The sequence below is a fragment of the Boudabousia tangfeifanii genome, assembly GCF_001856685.1.
GTDB lineage: Bacteria > Actinomycetota > Actinomycetes > Actinomycetales > Actinomycetaceae > Boudabousia > Boudabousia tangfeifanii.
In genome coordinates this window covers 1856628-1881251 of record NZ_CP017812.1, presented here as the reverse complement: position 1 = coordinate 1881251, position 24624 = coordinate 1856628, and the positions used below count along the sequence as shown (strand labels likewise).

Annotated in this window: 16 protein-coding genes; 14 read left to right on the top strand and 2 right to left on the bottom strand. The window is 58.2% G+C overall.

Annotation, left to right across the window (positions count from 1 at the left end; translation table 11 throughout):
- Window positions 1-22: 22 nt before the first annotated feature.
- Window positions 23-4741, top strand: coding sequence for a leucine-rich repeat domain-containing protein (locus BK816_RS07695; RefSeq protein WP_071164655.1), 4719 nt, complete (start codon window positions 23-25; stop codon window positions 4739-4741).
- 222 nt (window positions 4742-4963) lie between these two features.
- Here the strand turns inward: BK816_RS07695 and BK816_RS07690 are convergent, their stop codons facing one another.
- Entirely contained in the window at window positions 4964-6547 is a 1584-nt protein-coding gene (locus BK816_RS07690; RefSeq protein ID WP_071164654.1) for a hypothetical protein, read from the bottom strand.
- A 223-nt stretch (window positions 6548-6770) separates the two neighbouring features.
- On the opposite strand from BK816_RS07690, the gene BK816_RS07685 reads away from it, so the two are divergent.
- Together BK816_RS07685 and BK816_RS07680 are read left to right on the top strand one after the other, a co-directional pair.
- On the top strand, window positions 6771-8531 hold the full coding sequence (locus BK816_RS07685) for a C40 family peptidase (protein ID WP_071164653.1): 1761 nt from the start codon (window positions 6771-6773) through the stop codon (window positions 8529-8531).
- Between the two features lie 15 nt (window positions 8532-8546).
- Complete coding sequence (locus BK816_RS07680) at window positions 8547-10364, top strand: cation:proton antiporter (protein ID WP_071164652.1); 1818 nt, start codon at window positions 8547-8549, stop codon at window positions 10362-10364.
- A gap of 69 nt (window positions 10365-10433) precedes the next feature.
- On the opposite strand, the gene BK816_RS07675 is transcribed toward BK816_RS07680, so the two are convergent.
- Window positions 10434-10928, bottom strand: a complete 495-nt coding sequence (locus BK816_RS07675; RefSeq protein WP_071164651.1) for an inorganic diphosphatase — start codon at window positions 10926-10928, stop codon at window positions 10434-10436.
- A 238-nt stretch (window positions 10929-11166) separates the two neighbouring features.
- On the opposite strand from BK816_RS07675, the gene dacB reads away from it, so the two are divergent.
- The 11 genes from dacB to radA all read left to right on the top strand — a co-directional run bounded on the left by dacB (window position 11167) and on the right by radA (window position 24518).
- A complete protein-coding gene (gene dacB, locus BK816_RS07670; RefSeq protein WP_071164650.1) occupies window positions 11167-12561 on the top strand; it encodes a D-alanyl-D-alanine carboxypeptidase/D-alanyl-D-alanine endopeptidase in 1395 nt (464 codons plus the stop codon).
- On the top strand, window positions 12558-13934 hold the full coding sequence (locus BK816_RS07665; RefSeq protein WP_071164649.1) for a zinc-dependent metalloprotease: 1377 nt from the start codon (window positions 12558-12560) through the stop codon (window positions 13932-13934). Before dacB ends, BK816_RS07665 begins: the two co-directional genes overlap by 4 nt.
- Window positions 13931-15124, top strand: a complete 1194-nt coding sequence (gene tilS / locus BK816_RS07660) for a tRNA lysidine(34) synthetase TilS (protein ID WP_071164648.1) — start codon at window positions 13931-13933, stop codon at window positions 15122-15124. The genes BK816_RS07665 and tilS overlap by 4 nt, the downstream gene beginning before the upstream one ends.
- A 119-nt stretch (window positions 15125-15243) precedes the next feature.
- The gene (hpt, locus tag BK816_RS07655; protein WP_071164647.1) at window positions 15244-15798 is read left to right on the top strand and encodes a hypoxanthine phosphoribosyltransferase; all 555 of its coding nucleotides are present in this window, start codon (window positions 15244-15246) and stop codon (window positions 15796-15798) included.
- Between the two features lie 84 nt (window positions 15799-15882).
- Window positions 15883-17859, top strand: a complete 1977-nt coding sequence (ftsH, locus tag BK816_RS07650) for an ATP-dependent zinc metalloprotease FtsH (RefSeq protein WP_071164646.1) — start codon at window positions 15883-15885, stop codon at window positions 17857-17859.
- Window positions 17852-18448 carry a GTP cyclohydrolase I FolE gene (gene folE / locus BK816_RS07645; protein WP_071164645.1) on the top strand — a complete coding sequence of 199 codons (597 nt, stop codon included), beginning with the start codon at window positions 17852-17854 and terminating at the stop codon, window positions 18446-18448. Before ftsH ends, folE begins: the two co-directional genes overlap by 8 nt.
- Window positions 18449-18454: 6 nt before the next feature.
- Window positions 18455-19300 (top strand): dihydropteroate synthase, encoded by an 846-nt coding sequence (gene folP, locus BK816_RS07640; RefSeq protein WP_071164644.1) that lies wholly within the window; start codon window positions 18455-18457, stop codon window positions 19298-19300.
- On the top strand, window positions 19297-21255 hold the full coding sequence (folK, locus tag BK816_RS07635) for a 2-amino-4-hydroxy-6-hydroxymethyldihydropteridine diphosphokinase (RefSeq protein ID WP_071164643.1): 1959 nt from the start codon (window positions 19297-19299) through the stop codon (window positions 21253-21255). Before folP ends, folK begins: the two co-directional genes overlap by 4 nt.
- A complete protein-coding gene (locus BK816_RS07630; RefSeq protein WP_071164642.1) occupies window positions 21252-21761 on the top strand; it encodes a DUF3180 family protein in 510 nt (169 codons plus the stop codon). Before folK ends, BK816_RS07630 begins: the two co-directional genes overlap by 4 nt.
- 17 nt (window positions 21762-21778) lie before the next feature.
- The gene (locus tag BK816_RS07625; RefSeq protein ID WP_071164641.1) at window positions 21779-23089 is read left to right on the top strand and encodes a hypothetical protein; all 1311 of its coding nucleotides are present in this window, start codon (window positions 21779-21781) and stop codon (window positions 23087-23089) included.
- A 55-nt stretch (window positions 23090-23144) separates the two neighbouring features.
- On the top strand, window positions 23145-24518 hold the full coding sequence (gene radA, locus BK816_RS07620) for a DNA repair protein RadA (protein ID WP_071164640.1): 1374 nt from the start codon (window positions 23145-23147) through the stop codon (window positions 24516-24518).
- Window positions 24519-24624 lie beyond the last annotated feature (106 nt).

Here is a 24624-nt window from a genome sequence, read left to right as displayed (position 1 = left end):
CTATTAGTTTGGAGTTTTCCTGATGCGTTTTGGTCGTGTTTTTGGTTCGGTTGTTGCTTGTGCTTCGTTGTTGGTTTCACCTTTGTTGGGCGCGAATGTGGCTTTTGGTGCTGATGGTGAGGTTGGAGCTGTTGGTGAAGCACCGATTAGCGTGTATGACCCGCAAACCAGTCTGGGTTTGAGTCCAGTGTCAGCACTTGGCGGCAATGGAGCTGCTGGTGGTGGGATTGTGATTGCTAGGGCTCCGCTAACGGGTGGGAAGTTTGTGGATGTTTCTCGTGAGACTTTGTTTTCTGGTGAGATGGCGTGGTTAGCTAACGCTAAGGTTTCGACTGGTTGGCCTGCTCGTGGGGGTCGGGCTTATCGTCCGTTGGCTAATATTGAGCGTCAGGCGATGGCGGCGTTTTTGTATCGTTTGGCTGGGATTGATAAGAGTGGTTATCGTCCTCCTTTGCGGGCGACGTTTAAGGATGTGCCGGTTGGTTCTCAGTTCTTTAAAGAGGTTGAGTGGATGGCCGCTACTGGGATTACTAAGGGGTGGCCTGATAAGTCTTTCCGTCCGCTTGGTCCGGTTAATCGTGATGCGATGGCGGCGTTTTTGGCTCGGTTTGTGAAGAAGTATCCGTCTAAGGTTTCGCGGGCGATTGTGGAGTTGGGTGCTCCTGGTAGTGCTGTTGGGAATGTGTTTGTTGATGTTCCTGTTGGTACGCAGTTTGCGGCTGAGATGGAGTGGTTGAAAAAGACTGAGATTTCGACTGGTTGGGTTCGTGCTGGTAAGCGTTTTTATCAGCCGGTTACCCCGATCCACCGTGATGCGATGGCTGCGTTCCTCTACCGTTTGAAGAACAACAAAGCTGCCACCCCAATAACCCCGAAACCTGAGGCTGTGCCAGAGTCCGTGGATAACGGTGTTTCAACTGTTTCTGTGAACCTCAAGCCTGGGTCCAACTCGTTATCGGTCCCAGGGCTATCGCTGGCAAAAGTAGCTCTGGTGCGTTTTAGTGCTTCAGCACCGTTATCTGCTAAAGGTCGCGTTTCCACCGTCAAATCTAATAATTCCACTTTCTGGGTGGGGCGCGGTGCTGAGGTTTTCTCGGCAACAACGTTCCTGCCGGTTGCTGGTGGGAAGCTGGTGTTGCAATCAAGTGCGAACCTGAAAGGTCGCATCCAGGTCTTAGCTTCGTTTAACTCAAGTGCAGATCAGGCTGGTTCAACGGTGATGCTACCAAAAATTCAGGTGCTAGTTGATTCGGTGAAACACTTGGGTTTGCCTAGTGTGGGCGCTAAAGCCCAATCGTTTACTGCTACCGGTATCGAGATCCCCACTGGCAGCCGTTTTGCGATTGTGCGCCTAGAAACGAATTACGCCAAGGGCGGGACGGTAACTGTTGCCGGACAGACCCTAGCGATGCCTGTCGGGCAGGTGGCAACCACCACGGTGATCCCCTTAGGTGCTGACGGGCAGGTTTCTCTAGCCTCAACCGGTTCAGGTCTAACCCGCCTGACCGCAGTTGGCTACATTAGCGCCGACTTGCCAGATCAGACTGGAGCCAACAAACCTTCTTCGGTGGGGGATGCTTTCGTGGGCTTAACCGGATTGAAAGCCCAGTCGTTTAAAGCCCAAGCGAACCGAGCGGTAGCATTAAAGGTTCCCGCTGGTCTTAATGCCAAAGGTTTCTTAACTTTAACGAATACTAATAGTAAGGCACGTATTTCGGGTGCTAACGCGCTTCCTGGTGGGGCCCCAAACTCGAAAGCATCCTCGACTGGTACGTTACAGGGGCAAGACCGGGCACCCGAACTTGTGTTAACTGCCGGTAAAACCCCGCAATTGTCGGCCTCGGCCCAAGGGAACGTTCAGACCTTGCCGGTTGGTTACGTGCAGGACGCTCGCGCCCAGGCAGCCAAGGCGGTAGGTGCGCCCTCGATCAACCTTACGTCCCCGAAAAACGGGGCAAGTGTGAAAGTTGATCATGGGGTGATCCGTTTTAACGGTTCGTTTACCAGCCCTGGCAAGCTTGACCGGATCGAAGTGTGGGTAGGTGGCAAGTTCGTTTCCAAACTAGCTGAAGTAACCCTATCGGGCAATGGCGGTAGTTGGCGTTATGATCTGATCCCACCAAAGACTGAAACTGCGAAGGTAGAATTCCGTCTATTTGACGCGCTGGGCCGCAAAGCTGTGACCAGTTGGAACGGCAAAGTTGTGCTGCCACCCAAGAACGCCACGATTATCGCTCCCGACACGAAGGTACTTTCAGCCGCGCAAGTAGCTAAAGATGACGTGAAAGTGATTTCACCCGTCCACGTGACCTCGAAGAATAAACCATCGTTTAAACCCGGTGAAATTGTGGCAATCCCCGGCGGGAAGAACGCTCCTAACGGCCTACTGGGGCAGGTGGCCGCAGTAGTTTACCAAGACGGGAAGTGGAATACGATCACCCGTCCGGTGCAGCTAGGCAACGTGCTATTGCAAGGCGACTACGACCTGGTAATCACCAAGGACGCTGCCGGGCAAAACGTGGCTAAACCCTATGTAGAGCCAAAAGCTGCCACCAAACCAGCCCCGAAGAGTGGGGCCGGAGCCCCAATCGGTGCGGCTAGCGCCCCAGAAAACCGGCCAGAGACGGCAACCGGCGTCGCAAACCCGAACATGGTTGTGCCTGCCACGCTAGAGCCTACCCCCACCCCGACCGGTGAAGGAGCGCAACTACTATCGTTTACCGGTGAGGTACAGGCAGAAACTGGCGGGGATTTTAATGCCGATTTGGATAAGTCGTTGTTTAACTTCAATTGTTCGGAGGGTTTCGGGCAGGCGAAGGTGGAGCGCAGTGCAAAACGCACCACGAAGAACTTGGTGTATTCGGCTTCTGCCGCGGCCAGCATTGACGAGGTCAAGTGCCATGTGGGCTTGAACTTGCGGGTGAAGTACCATTCGACTTGGCAGGGTGATGGCAACCCGTGGATTAACGCCGCCGGGGTGATTGCGAATAAGCCTGGTTTGGCTGCGTTTGCGAACTCGCTGGTGGAAGGTAACTGGAAACTGTCAACCAGTTTCCTCTCTACCGTATCTGGTTCGGTAGCGGCCACCTCCCAGGGAAAGGCCAGTATTGCCCTTAACCAGAAAACGTTCGAGAAGACTATTTCGGGCACTGTCAAGTTCGCGTTGGGCCCAGTACCGGTGGTGGTGAACCTTTCGGGTACGCTAACCCCAGTGATGAGCGTGGAGCTTTCGGCAGCCATGTCTGGCAAGGCTGGTTTTGGGGCTTCCCACGAGTTCGGCATGTCGATCGCTCGCGGCTTTAAGGTTGAGAAGATTAACAGGTCGTCTTCGTCGAAGGCTTTCGAGTTTTCGGGTAACGCCAGCGCCACTATGAAGGCGGGGGTTGCGTTGATCCCACAGGCGTCACTTTACGGGATTTTGACTTTGGGGGTGCGGGCCGAGGCCGGTTTGAAAGCCCAAGCCTCCGGTGAAGTTAAAGGCCGCTTCGTCTTGGGCAAGAACGACCCGAACCTGGAGGCCAAAGGCTCCACCAGTGGCAGCGCGTACCTGACGGTTAATGGCACGTACAAGTTTGGTTTGGACACTGACACGATTCTGCGCACCTACGGCAACGATCAAATCGCCAACACGGCAAAGTCGGTGGGCTTCTACAAGGACTTATCAAAGAGCGGAAGCGTCCCAGTGATCAACTGGAACTACCAGCTTTGGAACCTCAAATTCCAAAACGGCAAAAACGCTGCTAACAAACCGGAAAACCAAAAACCCGTAACAGCACAAGAACTAACAAAAGCACGAAAACTCGTAGAAGAAAAATGTGATAAAAGATTCTATACAGATTCATGGGAGCTTGTTTGTTTACTAGATGAGCTTAATCCGTCAGTTACCAAAGCAATCAACGAAAAGCTCACAAAAGAAAAAACAACGGATCTTGTACTTCAAGTTGAGAAAACAGAAACTATTAATGATGACAATCTAAACTTCCCCAACTTGGAATACCTCAACCTTGCCTATAATGAGTTGGGGGTTGTGCCTGATTTTTCGCACCTACCCAACCTGAAATACCTTAACCTTTTCGCTAATAACTTGCGTGTTGTGCCTGATTTTTCGCACCTACCCAACCTAGAAAGCCTCGACCTTACCTATAATAAGTTGGGGGGTGTGCCTGATTTTTCGCACCTACCCAACCTAGAAAGCCTCGACCTTAGCGGTAACGGGTTGGGGGTTGTGCCTGATTTTTCGCACCTACCCAACCTAGAAGATCTTTCCCTTGGCGGTAATGGGTTGGGTGTTGTGCCTGATTTTTCGCACCTACCCAACCTGACACACCTCAGCCTTGGCACTAATGAGTTGGGGGTTGTGCCTGATTTTTCGCACCTACCCAACCTGACACACCTCAACCTTGACGGTATTGGGCTGAAGGTTGTGCCTGATTTTTCGCACCTACCCAACCTGGAATGGCTTGACCTTAAGGAAAATGGGTTGGGGGTTGTGCCTGATTTTTCGCACCTACCCAACCTGGAATGGCTTGACCTTACCTATAATAAGTTGGGGGTTGTGCCTGATTTTTCGCACCTACCCAACCTAAGATGGCTTGACCTTGAAAATAACAAGTTGAAGGTTGTGCCTGATTTTTCGCACCTACCCAACCTAGAACACCTCGAGCTTAGCGATAATCCTTTTGAAAAGTGCCCGACGTTCACGAAACTACCGGAACACACAGATGTATTTAAGGGCTGCTAGGTTGTTACCGCTGGTTCTTGCCTGCTGTGCGGGTTTGATTTTCGCATCTGAAATGAGGTAGTGTCTGTCGCTCGCTCAACCTGGAAGTGACTGCGTGCCAACCACTACTGTCAAGCACAAAACATCAGGGGCAGTTATCTGGCACTACTTTTAACTAGACAGAAATTTCGGCCGCCGGTCACTGGGGGAACAGTGGCAGGCGGCCGAATGATTAACGCTTGCTTAGTGGCGGCGGCGGGAGGGGATCGCCATGCCGTGCGGGGTGGTTAGCGGGGCCGGTTCCGGCCTGTGCTCCTGAGACCCAGCACCTGCATTGATCTCGTCCAAAGCGTCCAACAAGGTTGGGCCAGCCATCGACTCAATATGCCAGTGCTCCCAACCATCACTGGTCGTATGCAAACCAGCCTGACGCAACGGCGCAATCAAAGTAGTGATCTGGCCATCTGGGCCAGCCACCTCACCAGTTGGGCCCAAACGCAAAGTCAAAGGCTCAGCCTCAATCACCGCCACCAGCTCAACCTCACGGCCAATCTCGGTAGCAATCCGACGCAAACCCATCGCGTTACGAGCAAACACCCCACCATCAGCAACTGGGGTAGCAACCTGCTCAAGTTCAGGCTGAGTGGTCTCAGGCTGGGCAATCGGAGCCGGAGCCACCTTTACCTCAGAAACCTCAGCCTCATTAACAACAGGAGCTGCAGCTGACGGGCGGCCAAAACCAGTCGTATTAGCCTGGCGGGCAGCCGCCTTCAACACCCGACTATCAACCGTGCGGCTAGCACGACGACGAGACAAACGCGCCCGCACCCGCGAACTAACCTCATCCTCCTCAGCAGCAGTCACCGACTGCACGCCCATCATCGGAGTAGCCACATCAGAATCATCCGCAACCCCAACACCAGCAGCATCAGACGCTACAGTCGAAGTCTCAGCCGAAACCGAGGAAGACACATCCGTTGCAGCAGCAGGTGCAGGCGGGGTAACCGGAGCAGCAGCAACCAAAGCATCAACAGCGGACGCAACCGGCGTTGCACTAGCAGCTGTAGCTTCAGGCGCGGCCGAAGCAACGGGAGCAGCCGGAGCTGTTGGGGCCGAAGGGGCGCCAAAACCGGACTGGGCAGTAGCGCCAGCTGGCGCCGTACCGACCGGGAAAACGCCCTCGGCATGTAAAGACGGAACCTGGACCTGACGAGCTGGACCAGCAGTCACCTGACTAAAGCGAGGCGACGCCCCAGAAGCAATCACATTCGGCTGGTAACCCCAGAAAGCATTCAACAGGGGAGTGACCTCAATAAACTGGCGGCCATTAGACATCTCCCGCAACGCAATCAAGTTAACTTCCATGCCAGAAGCACTCAGCACATCAATCGCCGGACGCAAATTCGGGGCAATCTCTGCGGCCACCACCACCAAGCGTGGACCAGGCGAAGGATTCGCCGGCATCTTTGCTCGGAAATCAGCCAAACCAGCCCGGAAAGCAGCCTGACCACCCGGGTACATGCCCGACAACTCATTCCAGCCGAGCAAACGCACCTCATTCAAAGACGACAGTGCCGCAATCAATTCCTCGGACTCCAAACGAGCCACCACCTGCACCGAAACTACCTGTCCCGACGCATCCAAAGCAATCAAACGAGGAGTAGTGCCGTCACCCTCCAGCCAAGCCACCGGAAAAAGCGGCCTCGGCAAAATGTCCATCACACTGGCACGAAGACTTTCCAGCACAACCTCAGGGATAGAGCCATCAACCTGGCGGCCAAACTGCGCATGCAAAAAGCGTCCGTTTTCATACTCAAACAGTGCCATTTTGTGTGACTCCTCCACCTAGAAACTAACTGCCGCCTATCTTACTTGCCTTCAGCCCAAACGGCTATGCCTCCACGCCCACTGGGGATAAATTTCTCCCACAGCAACGCGGCCAATATGACCAAAAACGTCACACAAAATTGCCCCAAAAATGTGACCCAATCGGTTGAATCCAGACGGGGCGCTAGGTTAAGGTTGGGAGCAACTGTCTTTGGAGGTCGCTTTGTCAATCGCTAAACGCCCACTACTTACCGTCCTAGCACTGTCTGTAGCACTAACCGTGCTGCCCTTCGTTCCCACCCAAAACGATCCCAGCGCAAAAGCGGACACCCCAGAAACGCCCAGCCTCGGCCAACTCAAAGAAGAAGTCAGCAACGACCCGCGCGTGGCCGAACTCGAATCGCAACTAGCCTCCTTGCGAGCCGAAAAAGAAGAAGCCACCATGAAACTGCTGGTCGCCGCCGAAGACTACCAGCGAGCCCAAGACGAACTCGAAAACACCAAAAAGAACCTAGCCACCACCCAAAAAGCCGTCGACGACGCAGTCAAAGCGCGTGAAGCTGCCCGCGCCGACCTGGCCTCCGTGGTGCTAGCCGTCTACCAAGACTCCTCCGTGTCCCTTGCGGCACTCGCCCCCTACACTGAATCCGACGGGCTCAACAATGTGGCCGTGCGTGCCCAAGCCGTCGAACTCTTCGGTAAAGAAGCACACGACAAGCTCCAGCGATTCGAAGCCGCCTCCAACGTCGCCAACGTCCTCGAAAAGCAAGCCAAAAAAGACCTCGCCGCGCAAGAAGCCGCCATCAAAACCGTGGAACAAAAGCGCGAAGAAGCCCAACGAGTCGCCAACGAATCCAACGCCCGCGTCCAGGCGCTAGAAACCAAACGCGAAGCCCTGATCACCGAACTGGCCCGCAAAAAGCAGCGCTCCATCGAAGAAGAACGCCGCCACCAAGAACAAATCGAGGCCGAGGCCGCCGCCCGCCAAGAAGCCGCCGCGCGCGCCCGCTTTGAACGCGAAACCCAGCAAGCTCAAACCAAAGCCGAAAACGAAACCAAACGTGACCAGGCAGTAGAAGCCGCCCAAAACCGCGACGCCCAGCGCAACGCCGAAGCCCAAGAAAAGGCTGCCAAGCAGGCTGAAGAAAACGCCAAGAAGGCCGCCGACGAAGCCGCCCGCAAGGAACGCGAAGCCAAAGCTGCAGACGAAGCCGCCAAGAAGGCCGCCGACGAACAGGCCAAGGCGCAAGCCGACAAGCAGAAGGCAGAAGAAGCTCGCCGTCAGGCGGAAGAAGCCCGCAAAGCCAAAGAAAAGCGAGACCGGGAAGCGGCCGCTGCCCGCGCCGAAGCTGCCCGAAAAGCCGAAGAAGCTCGCAAGGCCCAAGAAAAGCGCGAACGCGAAGAACGAGAACGCCGCGAACGGGAAGAAAAAGCCCGACAAGAACGCGAAGCCAAGGAACGTCGCGAACGCGAAGAACGTGAGGCCCAAGAGCGTCGCGAACGAGAAGAACGCGAAGCTCAAGAACGCCGCGATCGGGAAGCCCAAAAAGAACGCGATCGGCGCGAAGCTGAAAAGCGTGAAAAAGAACGGAAAGAAAACGAAGACTCCGGCCCCGCCTCCGGTGCTGCCGGCGCCATCGCCTGGGCCAAAAAACGTATCGGCGTGCCCTACGTGTGGGGCGGCGCCTCCGACTCCGGCTACGACTGCTCCGGCCTAATGCAAGGCGCCTGGCGATCGCAAGGAGTCTACCTGCCGCACTCATCCCGCTCACAATACTTCTCCGGAAAGAAAATTCCGCTCAACAGCGCCAAACCAGGCGACCTCCTCTTCTGGTCCTGGAACGGCTCATCCGGCGGTATCTTCCACGTCGCCATGTTCCTCGGTGAAGGACGCATGATCGAAGCACCCGTGCCGGGACAAACCGTCACCATCACCTCGGTTCGCTACCGTCGCATCATGCCCTACGCCGTTAGAGTCAACTAACCCCCAGGAGACAAAATGGATGGGCTAATCGTCGTCGGAATCGTCGCCCTACTGGTCATCGTCGCCAGTGAGCACCTAGGCGAAAGAACCGGCGTCGTCGCCCCCTTAACCCTCCTCTTCCTCGGGGTAGCGGTCGGGCTGATCCCACAAATCCCCAACGTCACCCTCAGCCCCGAAATCATCCTCGAGCTAATCCTGCCACCCCTGCTATTCGCCTCCGCGGTAGCCATGCCCGTCATGGATTTTCGGCGCAACCTCGGGCCAATCTCCACCCTGTCAGTAGTCCTAGTAATCGCCACCGCCGGGGTACTCGGCTGGTTCTTCCACTCACTAGTGCCCGGGCTGAGCCTAGCCGGAGGCATCGCCCTCGGTGCCATCATCAGCCCCACCGACGCGGTCGCCACCTCCATCATCAAATCCAAAGGCGTCTCACACCGTCTGGTCACCGTGCTCGAGGGCGAAGGGCTGATCAACGACGCCTCCGCCCTCGTCATCCTGCGCTCCGCCATAGCCGCCTCCGCCGCCGGCACCGTCAGCTTCGTCATGGTCGGACTCGACTTCCTCTGGGCAGTCCTCGGGGCGCTAGTCATCGGCTGGATCGTCGGAGAAATCTCCATCAGGATCCGCTCCAAAGTCACCGTCTCCAGCGCCGACACCGTCCTCTCCCTCACCGTGCCCTTCATCGCGGCCATCCCCGCCGAATACCTCGGCTCCTCCGGGCTAGTCTCCGCCGTCGTCGCCGGCCTCATCACCGGACACCACGGGGCACGGCTAATCCCCCCAGACCACCGTTTGACCACCAAACAAACCTGGTCCGTCGTCTCACTCGTCCTCGAAGGCTCCGTCTTCATGATCATGGGCATCCAAATCGGGGCACTCCTAGACGACCTGCGCGCCGACACCCTCACCTTCTCACACGCACTCTGGATGGCCCTGCTCGCCATCGTCATCACCCTGCTAATGCGCACCCTGCTGGTCATGCCCCTGCTCGCCCTCGGGCGGCACCGCATCCGCGAAAAACCCAAAGATACCCCGAAAACCCGGCTCTCCATCAACGACCGGCAACGCCGAATCGACGCCAAAGGAGTCAAACTCTCCAAACGACAAGCCGCCAACTGCCAAAACACCACCGGACTACAACGACGCATCGACCGGGCCGTAGCCGACCTGCGCTACTACCAAGAAGCCAAACTAACCAACCGGGACGGCATCGTCATGATCTGGGCTGGGATGCGCGGTGGCGTCACCCTTGCCGCCGCCCAAACCCTGCCCTACAACACCCCACACCGCGCCTTCCTGCTAGTCACCGCCTTCCTCGTAGCCTCCATCAGCCTAACCATCCAAGGCGGCACCCTCGGCTGGCTCATCAAAAAAGTTAAACCCACCCCACAAACCCCACCATCACGCGCCGACCGCACCCGCCTCATCCGCGTCATGGTTCGCGCCTTCGAAAGTGTGCCCGTCCCACCCAAGCTGCGTGCCGCCCTCGGCAAGGAAGAAAACGAAATGCTGGCAGACGCCCGCGGGGGAGCGCTCGCCCTAGCCACCAGATTATTCGACGCCCTCAGCGAAGAAATGGTCAACGAAATGCGGCCCAACGAAACCTTCGTCGGGATCAGCCTGTCCACAGACCTGAACAAGCCCAAAATCGATCGCGAAATCGCCGCCCTTGCCGTGCAATACGCCCTCGACGTGGCAGACGCCCAACGCTGCGCCCTCATTGCCGCGCGTGACAGCGGCAACATTGACTCCACCCTGCTCAGCGCCGCCCTAGCCAACCTCGACGCCGACCAAATCAACCTCGAACTGCACCTACACCCCGACCACCACTAACCCAAAGCAAAACCCCCGCCGCTCACTAAGAGCAACGGGGGACAAGCTAAAAATCGGGGAGTGGAAACCTCAGTGGTCCAAGCCAGCTTCCTTCGCCCGCTCATAAGAGCGCTTGATTTCGGCCTCGGCCTCTTCGCGACCCACCCAGTGAGCGCCTTCCACCGACTTGCCTGGTTCCAAATCCTTGTAAACCTCGAAGAAGTGCTGGATTTCCAAACGGTGGAACTCCGAAACATCCTCAATATCAGTACGCCAAGAAGCGCGCTGATCCATCGAAGGCACACACAAGACCTTATCGTCGCCACCCTTTTCGTCACGCATACGGAACATGCCCAGCGCGCGGCAACGAATCAAACAACCCGGGAAAGTCGGTTCTTCCAACAAAACCAAAGCGTCCAACGGGTCACCATCTTCACCAAGGGTGCCGTCAATGTAGCCGTAATCATCCGGGTAACGGGTCGAAGTGAACAACATACGGTCCAAACGGATCCGCCCGGTCTCATGGTCGACCTCGTACTTATTGCGGTTCCCCTTGGGGATCTCAATCGTCACATCGAATTCCATAACAGGTCCTTTCAAGCATACTTATTAAGGCATAATACTACGCAAAGCCTTGCCAGTGCGCGGAAAAGAAAGAAAAAGCAGACAACTGCGCCTGTTGCTTCACTCACTAAGCGAAAAATAAAGACCCCAAAGCTAAAGAATAAAAGCGCACAACCTACTAGACTAAAGGCATTGAGTAGACTTAAAACAGCTACGACCAAACCAAAAGTTGGCTTCGCGGCCCACAAAGGAGGCACACTTGCGTTCACCAGCACTGATCCCCGTCACTTTGACCGCCGCCCTAGCGGCCAGTGCCCTGGTTTACGTGGGACTCGACATTGCCGACGTGGCCCCCGGCATCCTCACCACCCAACCGGCCGCCCAAGCTGACCCGCCGCCGGCCCCGCCAGCAGCAGACGACCTCGGCCCCAAGGACCCAGTCGACCTAGCAGCCGCGAAAAAAGCGCCACTACCAAACCAAGACAAACTCAAAGCCGCCCTCGCGGAACTAGAAAAAACCGTCAAAGCCGCCAAAGGTCGCCTCGGGGTACAAATCAGTGACCTAGCCACCGGCAAATCGCAACTCTCCTTCCACGCCGGCGACGCCATCACCCCGGCCTCCACCACCAAGCTCTACACCTCCACCGCGGTACTAGCGAACCTCGACGTCAACAAGCGCTTCCAAACCGCCACCTACGTTAAAAACGGCACCGTCTACCTCAAGAGCGACGGCGACCTCATGCTCGCTCCCGACAAAGGCGACAAACACTCTACCATGGGATACGCCGGCCTGGGCGACCTCGCCCAACAAACCGCCAAAGCGCTCCGCGGCAAATACGACAGCGTCGAAGTAAAAGTCGATGACACTGCCATCACCGGTCCCGAGCGCAACCCCGTCTGGGGTCCTCAAGACACCCAAAACTACGCCGGTAACGTCACCGACATGGCCATCTACCAAGGACGTCCCGACCCCAACGTCCCCAAAGGATTCAACCAAAACCCGCAAGCCGAAGCCGCCTCCAAATTCGCGGCCGCCCTCAAAAACGCGGGAATCAACGTGCGCGGCCAAGTCGGCTTCGAAAAAGTACCCGACGGAGCCGACGAACTCGCCAAAGTCCAATCAGACACCTGGGCAAAACAACTGCAATACCTGGGCAAAACCTCCGACAACACCCTGTCTGAACAATTCTGCCGCATCCTCGCCGCCAAACTCGGCGCCCCCGCAAACTTTGCTCCCGCCGCCGCAGCCATGACCAAAAATCTTGCCGATGCCGGCGTCGACATGAAAAACGTCAAACTCAACGATTGCTCCGGCCTCAACGCCGACAACAAAACCACTGCCGCCTCCCTCGTCTCACTACTCAGACACGATTTAACCGGTAAAGACCGCAAACTCTACGGCATCGTCGACGACCTACCCGTGGCTGCCTGGGACGGTACCCTCGGGAACCGACAAATCGACACCGCCTCCGCCGGACAAGTCAGAGCCAAAACCGGCTCCCTCTCCGGGGTGCGTTCCCTCGCCGGAATCGCCCGCACCAACGCCGGCCGCGACCTCGTATTCGCTGTCCTCATCGACAACTGCGAACCAGGGGCCGTGCACATTGTTCGCAATGCCATCGACAAGTTCATGGCGCAGGTGGTAGAAGCATGAGAATTGAAGAACTAGACGAAGGCCGCTGGACCCGCTGGTCACGCCGTCTGCCCTTCCTGCCCACCTGCACTTGGGAAGATTCCGTGCGCTGGGCCACCCAAATCGTCACCCCTGGCCCCGCTATCTCCCGCGCTAAAGGCCGCGCTGCCGTCGCCATGCTCGGTCGGACCGAGAACACCCTCGGGGAACAAGTCGAAGAACTTACCGGCCTCAACCGTGAGCTGCTGGCCGAGGTCGAAGTGGTCGCCCTCGACCGACCCAAATGGATTGTGGCCCTATCCCACACGCTGCGGCACCTGATCAACCCGCGCCCCGTCTCCTCCTCGCGGCCTCTACGCTCGCCAGTGCGCGCCGGCGCCATGTCCGCCCTATTTACTGCCGCCGCCAACCGCGTCTACGGGCACTACGACCCGACCGTCAAAAACGGGGTCATATACATCGTCACCCCCAACGTGGTAGCCGCCGAACGAGGCGATGGCCTCGACAGTATGGACTTCCGTCGCTGGGTTGTACTCCGCACCGCCCTATACGCCGCCCAATTCAAAGCGGCCCCCTGGCTGGTCAGTTACATCCGCACCCACGCCTCTCTAGTGGCCACCAAAGCCGGAGCAGAAGATCTCACCGCCGTGTCCCTCCCAGGACTGCTACGTGCCCTGCGAGCCGTCGACCTCTCCGAAAAAGACGACCTCGGAGCCCTAATCAGCGCGGCCGGCTACGACCCAACCCTTTCCGACCCGGCTTGGGCCGCACCCGCTAACACCACCGCCAGCTTGCGCCGCCACCCCCGCGGCTACACCCTACGACCTCCGGTCAAAACCGACGAAAACCAGGGTGCCAACGACACACAAACGACCGAGGCCGGCCAAAACACAACCTCCAGCATCGAGGCGCAAAACAACGGCATCCCCAACTATCCGGCCGCCTCTCTGGCCACCGCCGGCAATCCCTCAGTGACCGACGCCAGCCTCGACGAATCTCTGCGGCAGTTGACCATCCTGGCAGGCATCCTCGACGCCTACATGCGTGTCAGCCTCGAAGCGATCACCCCCACCATGTTCCCCGCCATCCAGCGGATCCGGCACGCCACCTCCGCCACCCCCTCACCCATCGACCTGGTCATGCGAGCCTTCGCATCCGCCCTACAACTACCGACCGTGCGCTTCTCCAGCTTCGAAGCCCGCCGCTTCATCCGCACCATTCGGGCCGAGGCCGGGTTAGTCGCCCCCAACCTCATGTTCAAGTGCCCACAAAATCTGCCCACCGCCGCCGAACTCGCCGACCCACACCTATGGCTCGTCCGACTCGGCCTGCAAAAGCCCACCGACCAAACCGGCAAACCGCCCTCGGCCCAGCAAACACGAGGTGTCAAATGACCGCCCGACCACCCATCAGTGACGTCATCGGCCCCAACCCCACCGGGGCAGTGCGTCGCGTCTCGCTGGCAATCCGCCAAAGCCTGCTACGAGTTTCCAGAGACGGACAACCCCAATATGCGGTCGTGGCCTGTTCCGGCGGACCCGACTCCATGGCCCTTGCCGCGCTGACCATTGATGTGGCCGCCTCCCTGAAAATCCCGGTCCACACCGTCACCATCGACCACCAAATCCGCCCCGAATCCAGTATCGAGGCCGAACAAGTGGCCGCCACCATGCGCCGGCTCGGAGCCGCCAACGCCTCAGTGGTCAAAGTCAACCTGGCGGCAGCTAGCCGCTATGGTGATGCCTCCTCCGGCCCCGAGGGGAGCGCCCGCAATGCCCGCCATGCCGCCCTCGAAAGAGAATGCCGCGTCCTCGCCCGCGCCGAAAATGCGCGAGTCTACCTGCTTTACGGTCACACCATGGATGACCAAGCCGAAACCGTTCTGTTGGGATTGGGTCGAGGATCAGGGCTGCGCTCACTCGCCGGCATGAAACTCGTCGCCCCACCAGATGACGCCGACCAACACCAGCCGTGGAAACTACGGCCACTCCTGTCCGTGCGTCGCACCGACACCGAACTCGTTTGCAAGCACCTAGGATTGCCCGCCGTCAACGACCCAACTAACGCCGCCGACGGGCCCTGGCGCTGTGCCGATGGTTCCGCCCTGCGCCGAGCTGCCGTCCGCGAATTCGCTTTGCCTGCCCTAGCTGGCGCCCTCGGCAAAGATCCCGCCCCCGCCCTACTACGCACCGCTTGGCAGATGCAACGCGACAACGAGTGCCTGGACCAGATCGCCGAAGCACTCCTAGCGGATGCGGAATGCGAAGTCCACGACTCCACCTACACTGGGCGGCGAGCCAAAGTCGACCTCGACATCGAAAAGCTCACCAACCTGCACGAGGCCATCGTCTCGCGGATTGTGCGACTAGCGGCGCTCCAAGCTGGGGCTAATGCCTCCGCCTTGAACTCCACTCAGATCGATGCCATGACCGCCCTCGTTCTGCAATACCGTGGACAGGGGCCCGTCTACCTGCCTGGGGGAGTCGTTGCCGCCCGAGTTCGCCTCGACCCGCCAACCCCGCACGGCACCCCCGGCCTGGCCCAATATGACGCCTCCGCCGCCATTCGCCTCAGCTTCAGCTAGGGCTACTTGCGAGCCTCAACCTCGCCCTTGGCTTAAAGTCCCAAAAAAGCCCTGCTAGAAACAAGCGGATAGCGGTAGACTAGCGGGGTAACTTTGGCGCTAACCATATGGAGTACCCCATGGACCCTCGCGACTGTAAAGACGAACTAGCAGAAATCCTGATCACAGAAGAAGAAATGCAGGAACGGCTGGCAGAAATGGCACAGCAAATTTCTGCCGACTATGCCGGGAAAAACCTGCTACTCGTGGGCGTCCTCAAAGGGGCCATCATGGTTATGGCTGACCTCTCCCGTAAGATTGCTATCCCCGTCGAAATGGACTGGATGGCCGTCTCGTCCTACGGTTCCGGCACCAAGTCCTCCGGGGTGGTTCGCATCCTCAAGGACCTCGATACCGACCTTGCCGGCCGCCACGTGCTAATCGTCGAAGACATTATCGACTCGGGCCTAACCCTTTCCTGGCTAGTGCGAAACCTCGAAAATCGTGGGGCCGCCTCGGTAAAGATTGCTGCTGCCCTGCGCAAGAAGGAAGCCGCCAAGGTAGAGGTCGACGTGGAATACCTCGGCTTTGACATCCCGAACGATTTCGTGGTGGGCTACGGCCTCGACTATGCCGAAAAGTACCGCACGCTTCCATGCGTGGCCAAGCTTTCCCCCCACGTTTACGAAAAGTAACCACAGTTTTTGCTGGCCGAGGACGACAACCGCACTTGGACAGCGCCAGTAAAGTTTTAACTTTCGCCATCTGAAAGGCAGTGCATGGCACAGATTAAGAAGACCGCACCTCGCGGTGGTAGCTTCATCGTGATCGCCCTGATCATTTCTCTGCTCGGGGCCTACTACCTGTGGGGCGCCCTCGGTCCGCGTCCAATCGACACCTCCGAAGGTTTAGCCCTACTCAAGGGCAACACGGTGGAACGTGTGGTGGTCAATGACTCCACCCAGCAGGTCAACCTGACCTTGACCGAGGCCTACACCACCCCCGCGCGCCCCGGCAACGACACTGCCATTCCGCGAGGCAAGGAAGTCACCTTCACCTACGGTAACGCCCAAGCTCCCAAGCTATTTGAAACCTTGGCAGAAAAGGACCCGAAGGGTGGCTACAATGCCCTCAATCCGCAGCCTGGGGTGGCCGAATACCTAATCAACATGCTGCTGCCGATGGTGCTGCTCGTCCTCGGCTTCTACTTCCTGTACTCCTGGATGATGAAAAAGGGCGGCATGGGAGCCATGGGCGGATTCGCCAAATCACGCGCTAAAGAATTCGACCACGAGAACCCCTCCACCACCTTCGCCGATGTGGCCGGTGCGGACGAGGCCGTGGAAGAACTCGAAGAAATCCGTGACTTCTTGACCAACCCCACCAAGTACACCGACCTCGGTGCCCGCATTCCTCGAGGTGTGCTCCTCTACGGCCCTCCCGGTACAGGTAAAACCCTGTTGGCCAAGGCGGTAGCTGGTGAAGCCAAGGTGCCGTTCTTCTCCATTTCCGGTTCCGAATTCATTGAAATGTACGCTGGTGTGGGTGCCTCCCGTGTGCGTGACCTCTTCGTGCGAGCCAAGGCCGCCCAGCCAGCCATTATCTTCGTCGACGAAATCGATGCGATTGGTGGAGCCCGCGGTAACGCCATCAGCGGTGGTGGCGAAGAACGCGAACAGACTCTAAACCAGATGCTGGTGGAAATGGACGGCTTCGATGAGCGCACCTCGGTCATCATGATTGCCGCCACCAACCGCCCAGACATGCTGGACCCCGCCCTGTTGCGTCCGGGCCGTTTCGACCGCCAGATCGCGGTAGAAGCCCCCGACTTGAAGGGCCGCGAAGCCATCTTGAAGGTGCACGCGAAGGGCAAGCCGATCGTAGACTCTGTAAACCTACACGCTATTGCGAAGCGCACCCCCGGCTTTACCGGTGCCGACCTCGCTAACGTCCTGAACGAAGCGGCCTTGTTGACCGCCCGTGAAGACGCCGACCTGATCGACATTCGCGCCGTGGACGAAGCTATTGACCGTGTGATTGCTGGTCCGCAAAAACGCACTCGCGTGATGAACGACCACGACCGTTTGGTCACCGCCTACCACGAAGCCGGCCACGCCCTGTGCGCCGCCGCTTTGAACCACACCGACCCGGTCACCAAGGTAACCATCTTGCCGCGTGGCCGCGCCCTCGGTTACACCATGGTGATGCCGGTCGAGGATCGTTACTCCAAGACCCGCAACCAGCTACTTGACGACCTGGTTTACGCCATGGGTGGCCGCGTCGCCGAAGAACTTGTCTTCATTGACCCTTCGACTGGCGCCTCCAACGACATCCAGAATGCCACCGCTAACGCCCGCAAGATGGTCACCGACTACGGTTTTTCCGATCAGATCGGTAACGTCAAGCTTGGCGGCGGGGAATCCTCTGGCTTGACTGGTGCCCGCTATGGCCGCGGGGAAGAAACCCCCATGTCTGGCAAGACCGCGGTCACCGTCGATGACGAAGTCCGTCGCCTGATGGACAACGCCACCAAGGAAGCTTGGGAAATCTTGACCCGCAACCGTCAGGTCCTCGATACGCTAGCCCTCGAACTACTTGAGCATGAAACTTTGCTCGAGGACGAGCTCAAGCGCATCTTCTCCGACCTCGTCAAGCAGCCAGAACGCGAAGTGTGGAACTACCTCGCGGACGCGGCCGTGCCTGGCACCGAGTTCGGTCACCCCATCGACATGCCTAAGGACGAAGAAATTGACTGAGGCAACTCCTCAACGCCAGTACGACGAGGCCGCTGCCGCCGCCGCGGTGGAAGCCTTCTTGCGAGCCATTGGGGAAGACCCCACTCGTGACGGGCTGCAAGAAACCCCTGCTAGGGTTGCCCGTGCTTGGCGCGAAATCACCGGTGGGCTTCACACCGACCCGGCCAAGCACCTCGAACGCACTTTCGAAATCGACCACAACGAAATGGTGCTCGTGCGCGATATCCCGTTCTACTCGGTTTGTGAACACCACCTGCTCCCGTTCTTCGGGCAGGCTCACGTGGCCTACATTCCAGCCGGCGGTCGGGTTACTGGCCTGTCCAAGTTGGCTCGGGTAGTCGAAGGCTATGCCCGTCGCCCCCAAGTTCAGGAGCGACTAACCAGCCAGATCGCTGACGCCCTCGTTGAATCCCTGGGCGCCAAAGGCGTTGGCGTGGTCCTCAGCGGGGAACACATGTGCATGACCATGCGCGGGGTTTCCAAGCCTGGTTCGCAGACCATCACCTCCGCTTTGCGTGGGGCCATGCGCACCAATGACGCCACTCGCGCCGAGTTCATGTCCCTCGTTTTGGCCCCCAACAACCGGTAGCCGCTCATGTCGTATCAGCTCGAAAACCTGGTCAAACCCACCGCCGTGATGGGGATCCTCAACGTCACCCCTGACTCTTTTTCGGACGGGGGACGCCACTTTTCCCTCAAGGATGCCCTAGCTGGGGCCGAGCGTTTGCTGGCCGAGGGCGCCACCCTGATCGACGTCGGTGGGGAATCGACCCGCCCCGGTTCTACCAGGATCCCGTCCTCGGAAGAACAAGACCGCATCATGCCGGTGATTAAAGAACTCGTGGCCGGGGGCGCCGTAGTTTCGGTCGACACCCTGCACGCGGACACTGCCGCCAAGGCGATCGAAGCGGGAGCCCAAATCATCAACGATGTTTCCGGTGGACTCTATGACGACCAGATGGGCAAAGTAGTGGCCGGCAGCCCCGCCTACTACATTTGCCAGCACTGGCGTGGCACCCCCGACACCATGGATCAGCTCGCCAGTTACGAGGACGTTACCGCGGAAGTCAAAGCGGAACTCGACGAACGTTTGGCGGAGCTATTTGCCGCCGGCGTGGTGCCCGAGCAAATCATTTTGGACCCAGGTTTGGGCTTTGCCAAGAACCCCCAACAATGCTGGCAACTGCTTGCACAGTTGCCCGAGTTGCAGGCTATGGGGTACCCGATCCTGATTGGGGCCTCGCGCAAGCGCTTCGTGGGGCAAATCCCGGGGGTCGAAGGTGGCCCCACCGAACGTGATTTGCCCACTGCTGTCATTTCCGCCTGGTGTGCTCAACACCAGATTTGGGCAGTGCGAGTTCATGACGTTCGCAGTAGTGTAATTGCTATTAACACCGTGCGCTCCATGCTGGACGCTAACTCTTTGGAGGATCGCAAGTGACTTTGGACGAGATTCGGATTGAGGACATTGAGGCCTTCGGCTACCACGGCGTTTTTCCGCATGAACGTGAAGTCGGGCAGCGATTCATTGCCGACGTTTGCGTTTGGCTCGATACCGAAGCTGCCGGCCGGCAAGACGACCTCGACCTGACCGTCAACTATGCGCAACTGGCCCAGCGAGTCCGCTCCGTCCTAGTGGGCGAACCCATGCAGCTACTTGAGGCACTCGCCCAGCGCATTGCCATTGAAATGTTTACTTTCTCTGGGATTGAACGGGCTCGCATTACCTTGAAAAAGCCAGACGTTGATCTGGGCGTGCCTGGCAAAGTTAGCGTCACGATCGAACGCGACCGCAACTGGGCAGAACAAATCCTGGGTGGAAATGGTGCAGAAGCTACCGCCCCAAAAGCAGCTGAGACTCAGGCCAGCGCATTTTCAGGTGCTGGCGTAGGTGCGGCCGCCTTGGCCGGGACTGGTCTGGCCGCTGGTGCGCCCTCGGCAGTTGAACCGGTGGTGCTAGACCCGGCCGACCAAGACGTGCAGGCGGGCGAAGACCTAGCCGAGGACGGAACGGCGAATGTCACCGCCACCTCCACTGGGCTCACTCCAGCGGTAGCCCACACTAGCGACGAAGATTTTCCCGCCGGAGACATTGAAGAACTCACCACCGAAGATCGGGTAGTGCTTTCCTTTGGCGGCAATTTGGGGGACGTGCCCGCGCACATGAAGACCGCCCTTGAAGCTTTGATTGATAATCCAGCCATCAATGTGGAAGAAGTCTCCCCACTGATGCTCACCGAACCGGTGCTCGCGCCCGACCAGGATCCGCAGCCGGCTTATCTAAACTGCGTGGTTTTGGTATCCACCACCTTGGCCTTGGGCGAGCTACTTTCTTTCACGCAAGGTTTGGAGGCCGAGGCCGGTCGAGTTCGTGATGGCCGCTGGCAGGCTCGCCCGTTAGACATTGACATGATTGCCGCCGGGAACAATCGGGGTGCGTCCTCGAACCTATTGCTGCCACACCCGCGCGCTTGGGAACGTGGCTTCGTGCTGGCCCCATGGTTGGCGATCGACCCTGACGCCTACCTGGTGGGTGCTGGGAGCGTGAAAGACCTGTTGGCGGATTTGCCAAACGGGGACGGGATCAACTCGGTGTGGGAAGACTGGCTGAACGAGGACGTCAAGGACGCCCCGCCGGAAATTCGCCAGCGCCTAGAACATCCTGACGAGGTCGCCCCGACTGTGCCGCGCCCACTGCCGACGCCCTCGGAAACCACCTCTACTTTTGCCCCCAGAACTTTCGACGCCGCACCCACGACTGCTTCGATTCCGATGCGACGACCTTTGCGTGAACTGATTGCCCAAGCGAACGAGGCGCAAAGTCGCCACCGTCGTGACGGCCAGGCTAGCGGTCGCGCCATGGACTATTTCGAACGGGTCGCCAATGAGGAAACCCCAGCGAAGAAGGGGCAGGCAAGTGAGCCAGAATCTGACGCGAAAGCTGGCGTAGCGGCAGATAGCGAGCCGGAATCGGACTCGGCAACCGAGGCAATGGAGGTCAAGGATCTGCTCGACTATGAGGACGACGAACTAGTCGACACCAAGATCAACCCGGGAGCAGCCGCTCGTACCTCTACCAGCTTGCGTCGCATCGTAGTTCGCCCCACCACCACCGGGGCTATCCCGATCAGTGAAGTGCCCGGAGCTTTGGAAGAAATCACCAGTGCAAACGACCTCTTAGATCCAATGCCTTCCGCCACCGAAATTGGTGACGCGGTGCTTGAAGCCGAAGCGTCGTCAAACGAGGCGGAAGCGGGCGACCAAGACGAAAAAACGGACCACGCGGACGATGACTCCGGTAAGGACAAACTGCAGGATGGCGAAGCCGACCAGGAGGAGAATATTTCGGCCGATGCTAAGCCTGCCGATGACGTAGAGGATGCGGAGCAGAAGTGAACCGGCTGAACTACACACTCATGGGCCTGCTAGGCGTTTTAGGGCTAGTAGGTGGCTGGGTTGTGCTTGATTTGACGGTTCGTTCGGGAAACACCCCGTTTATTGCCTCCCCACTTATTGGCGTGGTTTTTGCTGCGACCGCGGTGTTCTTGTACATTCAGGGTCGTCGCGTGTTGAAGCTAAAGCGACGCGTTTACACTGACCTTACTTGGGAAGGTGCTTTTAAGGTGGCCGTGATGACTCATTCTGCCGGCTACCTTTCTTCGCTTTTTACTGGGGCGCTTTTGTCGCAACTGGTGATGGGAATTATTCGTTGGGAAGCGTGGGCTTTGCGTGCCAATGCGATTGGGGCCATCTTTGGTTTGGTCGGTGCGATCGCCCTCGTGATTGTGTCAATTATTGTGGAACGCTGGTGTGTGATTGATGATGATTCGAAACCCGATAAGGGTGAAGTTTCTGAGTCGATGCAGATTCCTCGGCGCGCCACACCTCGAACTAAGCCCTGAGCGTTTATTTTTCCAATATGGCTAAAACTCCGCGCGACCCGAACTCAGGTGCCCCACGGCGCCCGCAGCGTCCTACCCAGTCTGGTCAGGCTGGCCGAGGACGTAATGCTGGTTCGCCCAAAAACGGGGGAGTAGGCGGCACTTCTCGTGGCGGAGCGCCCCGCGGCCAAGGAAACTCAGCTCGTGGAAACAGGGGCTTTACCCCACTTAGTCGCGCAGGTGACAACGATTTCGCCCGTCCTGCCCGCCCAACTTCGCGTCCGAGTAGTCGTGGAAATATTGGCGACAATATGGCGCAGGCCGAGGCCGAACTAGCGGCCAAGGCAGCTCGCCTCCGCCAGCGACGCCAAGGTGGCAACTCTAATGCCGCTGGCACGTCCAGTGTTTCGGGCCGCCCAAAGCGTCCTGGTCAAGGCGCTGGCTCTACTACTGGTCGAGGACGCCCAACGGGCGCTAATCGTCGCGGCCAAGGAATGGGACAAACTCCCGCTAAATCTTCGAGCCCGGCTAGTGCTCGCACCCAACCGAATCCGAAGAATGCTCCCGCGCAAGCCCGTCCCGCTTCGGGGCGTGGAGCTGGCAAGTCGGCGCGCCCAACTTCTGGGGCTGGCCGTGGCAATGCCGCTAGCGCTCGTCCTAATCATGGGGGCGGGGCTAACGCCCAGGGACGCCCTCGGAAAACGCGCCCAGGTGCCCCGAAGCCTTCTGCACAGCGGGATGCAAATCGGAATCTGCCGCGTTTTATTCGCTGGGCGGTTCCGGCAGAGCCATGGTATTCCTTGCCTTGGTTGGTGAAATTGACCTGGATTTTGGCATATCTGATGACTATCGCCATCATTTTGGGCGGTACCGGCGTAGCGGTTTATAAGCTGACGAAGGCGCCCGAGGTGGTGCCGAAAGCAGATTACCGTTCACGTCCAACTACCGAGATCCCGCAGCGAATTTATCGTTGTGAGTTGCCGGAGATGGGTTTGAAACTCGATGGGCCGGCGAACTTGAACTATGGTGGCCCGTTGAATATGCGCTTGGTGGTACAGAATCGTTCTGTTTACCCTTGCAATTTGGATTTGTCGCCAAAGAAGGCAGGTTTGCGCATCACTTCGGGCGAGGACAAGTACTTTGATGGCCTCAAGTGTAATCCTGACGGTGACCGGCTGGTGGTGCTGATTGGTCCAGGCGAGACCTACACGAAGACTTTGACTTGGGATGGCAAGCGTCATGGCGCTGATTGTCAGCCGGGCGATCCGGCTCCAGCTGGCACCTACAAGGCCCGGTTGCAACTTGAAAATATTGATGCGGATGTCAGCGAGACTTTCACTATCCGTTAGTTTTTTGCGGGCCGAGGTCGTCCTCGGCCACAGGTAGAACGAAAGGCAGCTTAGGGTGGCGAAAGCGAAAACTATTCACGAGTGTTCCGAGTGCGGGGCAACTTATGGCAAGTGGCAGGGCCAGTGCCGTAATTGCGGCGAGTGGAACACGATTACGGAGGTGACTCCTTCTGCCGGCACCAAAACTTTGACTGTCCTTTCCCCGGGTAAATCGGCAAAACCAATTACCGAGGTTGATTCGCGCCTTTCTACTCGTCGCAAGACCGGAGTGGGGGAGCTGGACCGGGTGCTGGGTGGCGGTTTTGTGCCCGGGGCCGTGGTGTTGTTGACGGGTGAACCGGGTATCGGTAAGTCGACTTTGTTGCTGGACGTGTCTGCGAAGGTGGCCGCTAAGGCCAGTGCTCCGGTGCTTTATGTGACGGGCGAAGAGTCTGCCAGCCAGGTGCGTTTGCGGGCCGAGCGGATCGGCGCCCTTCACGACAACTTATTGTTGGCGGCGGAAACTAACTTGGCGGCAGTGCTGGGTCATATTGAAGAGAATCGCCCGAGCTTGCTGATCGTGGACTCCGTGCAGACTTTGGCTCACCCCGAGGTAGAGGGGTCCGCCGGTGGGGTAGCGCAGGTGCGTGCGGTAGCTTCATTGTTGATTGCTGAGGCAAAGAGCCGCAGCCTTCCCGTCATTTTGGTTGGGCATGTGACCAAGGATGGCACGGTGGCTGGCCCGCGCGTCCTCGAACACCTGGTTGATGTTGTCGCCCATTTCGAGGGCGACCGGCATGCTCGCTTGCGTCTACTGCGGGCGATTAAGAATCGTTATGGGGCCACCGATGAGGTCGGCTGTTTTGAAATGAGTGACCTGGGAATTGTTGGGTTGGAGGATCCTTCTGGTTTGTTCCTTGAGTCGGCTGACGCTTCGATTCCGGGCACTTGTGTTACCGTCACCTTGGAGGGGCGTCGCCCTTTGGCCACGCAGGTGCAGTCTTTGATTGCTTCGGCACCGGCGGGGGCTCCTCGTCGGACCACCATTGGGGTGGATCGTTCTCGCGTTTCGATGATCTTGGCAGTTTTGGAAGCCCGCCAGGGTCTAGCGATTGCTGGCCGTGACGTTTACGTTTCAACTGTAGGTGGGGCAAAGACGAGCGAACCGGCTGCAGATTTGGCGGTGGCTCTTTCCCTTTCTTCGGCGGCCACCAACCTAGCGTTGAAGGACTCCTTGGTTGCTTTCGGGGAAATCGGCTTGACCGGTGAAGTGCGGGCCACCCCCGCGATCGCCCGCCGTTTGGCCGAGGCCGAACGACTCGGCTTTAAACGGGCGATTGTGCCGCAAGCGGCCGCGGATGAGGCTCGCGGGGTCAAAAACTTGCAGGTGACTTTAGTACGAACCTTAGCCGAGGCCTTGCAGGCAGCTTTTAATCCGAGTGAGAAATAGCCGTTTTTTCCCGTCCTGATAATGATTTCAGGTTGACGTGACTCTTTATCTTTGGGACGATAAACTCGGCAGGAAAACCTGTCATGTTACCGCTGTAATGGCCGAA

Excerpts from the sequence above, each read along its gene's own strand:
- BK816_RS07695 (WP_071164655.1), top strand. The coding sequence starts at position 23 with ATGCGTTTTGGTCGTGTTTTTGGTTCGGTTGTTGCTTGTGCTTCGTTG.
- BK816_RS07690 (WP_071164654.1), bottom strand. The coding sequence starts at position 6,547 with ATGGCACTGTTTGAGTATGAAAACGGACGCTTTTTGCATGCGCAGTTT.
- BK816_RS07680 (WP_071164652.1), top strand. The coding sequence starts at position 8,547 with ATGGATGGGCTAATCGTCGTCGGAATCGTCGCCCTACTGGTCATCGTC.
- BK816_RS07675 (WP_071164651.1), bottom strand. The coding sequence starts at position 10,928 with ATGGAATTCGATGTGACGATTGAGATCCCCAAGGGGAACCGCAATAAG.
- BK816_RS07665 (WP_071164649.1), top strand. The coding sequence starts at position 12,558 with ATGAGAATTGAAGAACTAGACGAAGGCCGCTGGACCCGCTGGTCACGC.
- tilS (WP_071164648.1), top strand. The coding sequence starts at position 13,931 with ATGACCGCCCGACCACCCATCAGTGACGTCATCGGCCCCAACCCCACC.
- hpt (WP_071164647.1), top strand. The coding sequence starts at position 15,244 with ATGGACCCTCGCGACTGTAAAGACGAACTAGCAGAAATCCTGATCACA.
- ftsH (WP_071164646.1), top strand. The coding sequence starts at position 15,883 with ATGGCACAGATTAAGAAGACCGCACCTCGCGGTGGTAGCTTCATCGTG.
- folP (WP_071164644.1), top strand. The coding sequence starts at position 18,455 with ATGTCGTATCAGCTCGAAAACCTGGTCAAACCCACCGCCGTGATGGGG.
- BK816_RS07625 (WP_071164641.1), top strand. The coding sequence starts at position 21,779 with ATGGCTAAAACTCCGCGCGACCCGAACTCAGGTGCCCCACGGCGCCCG.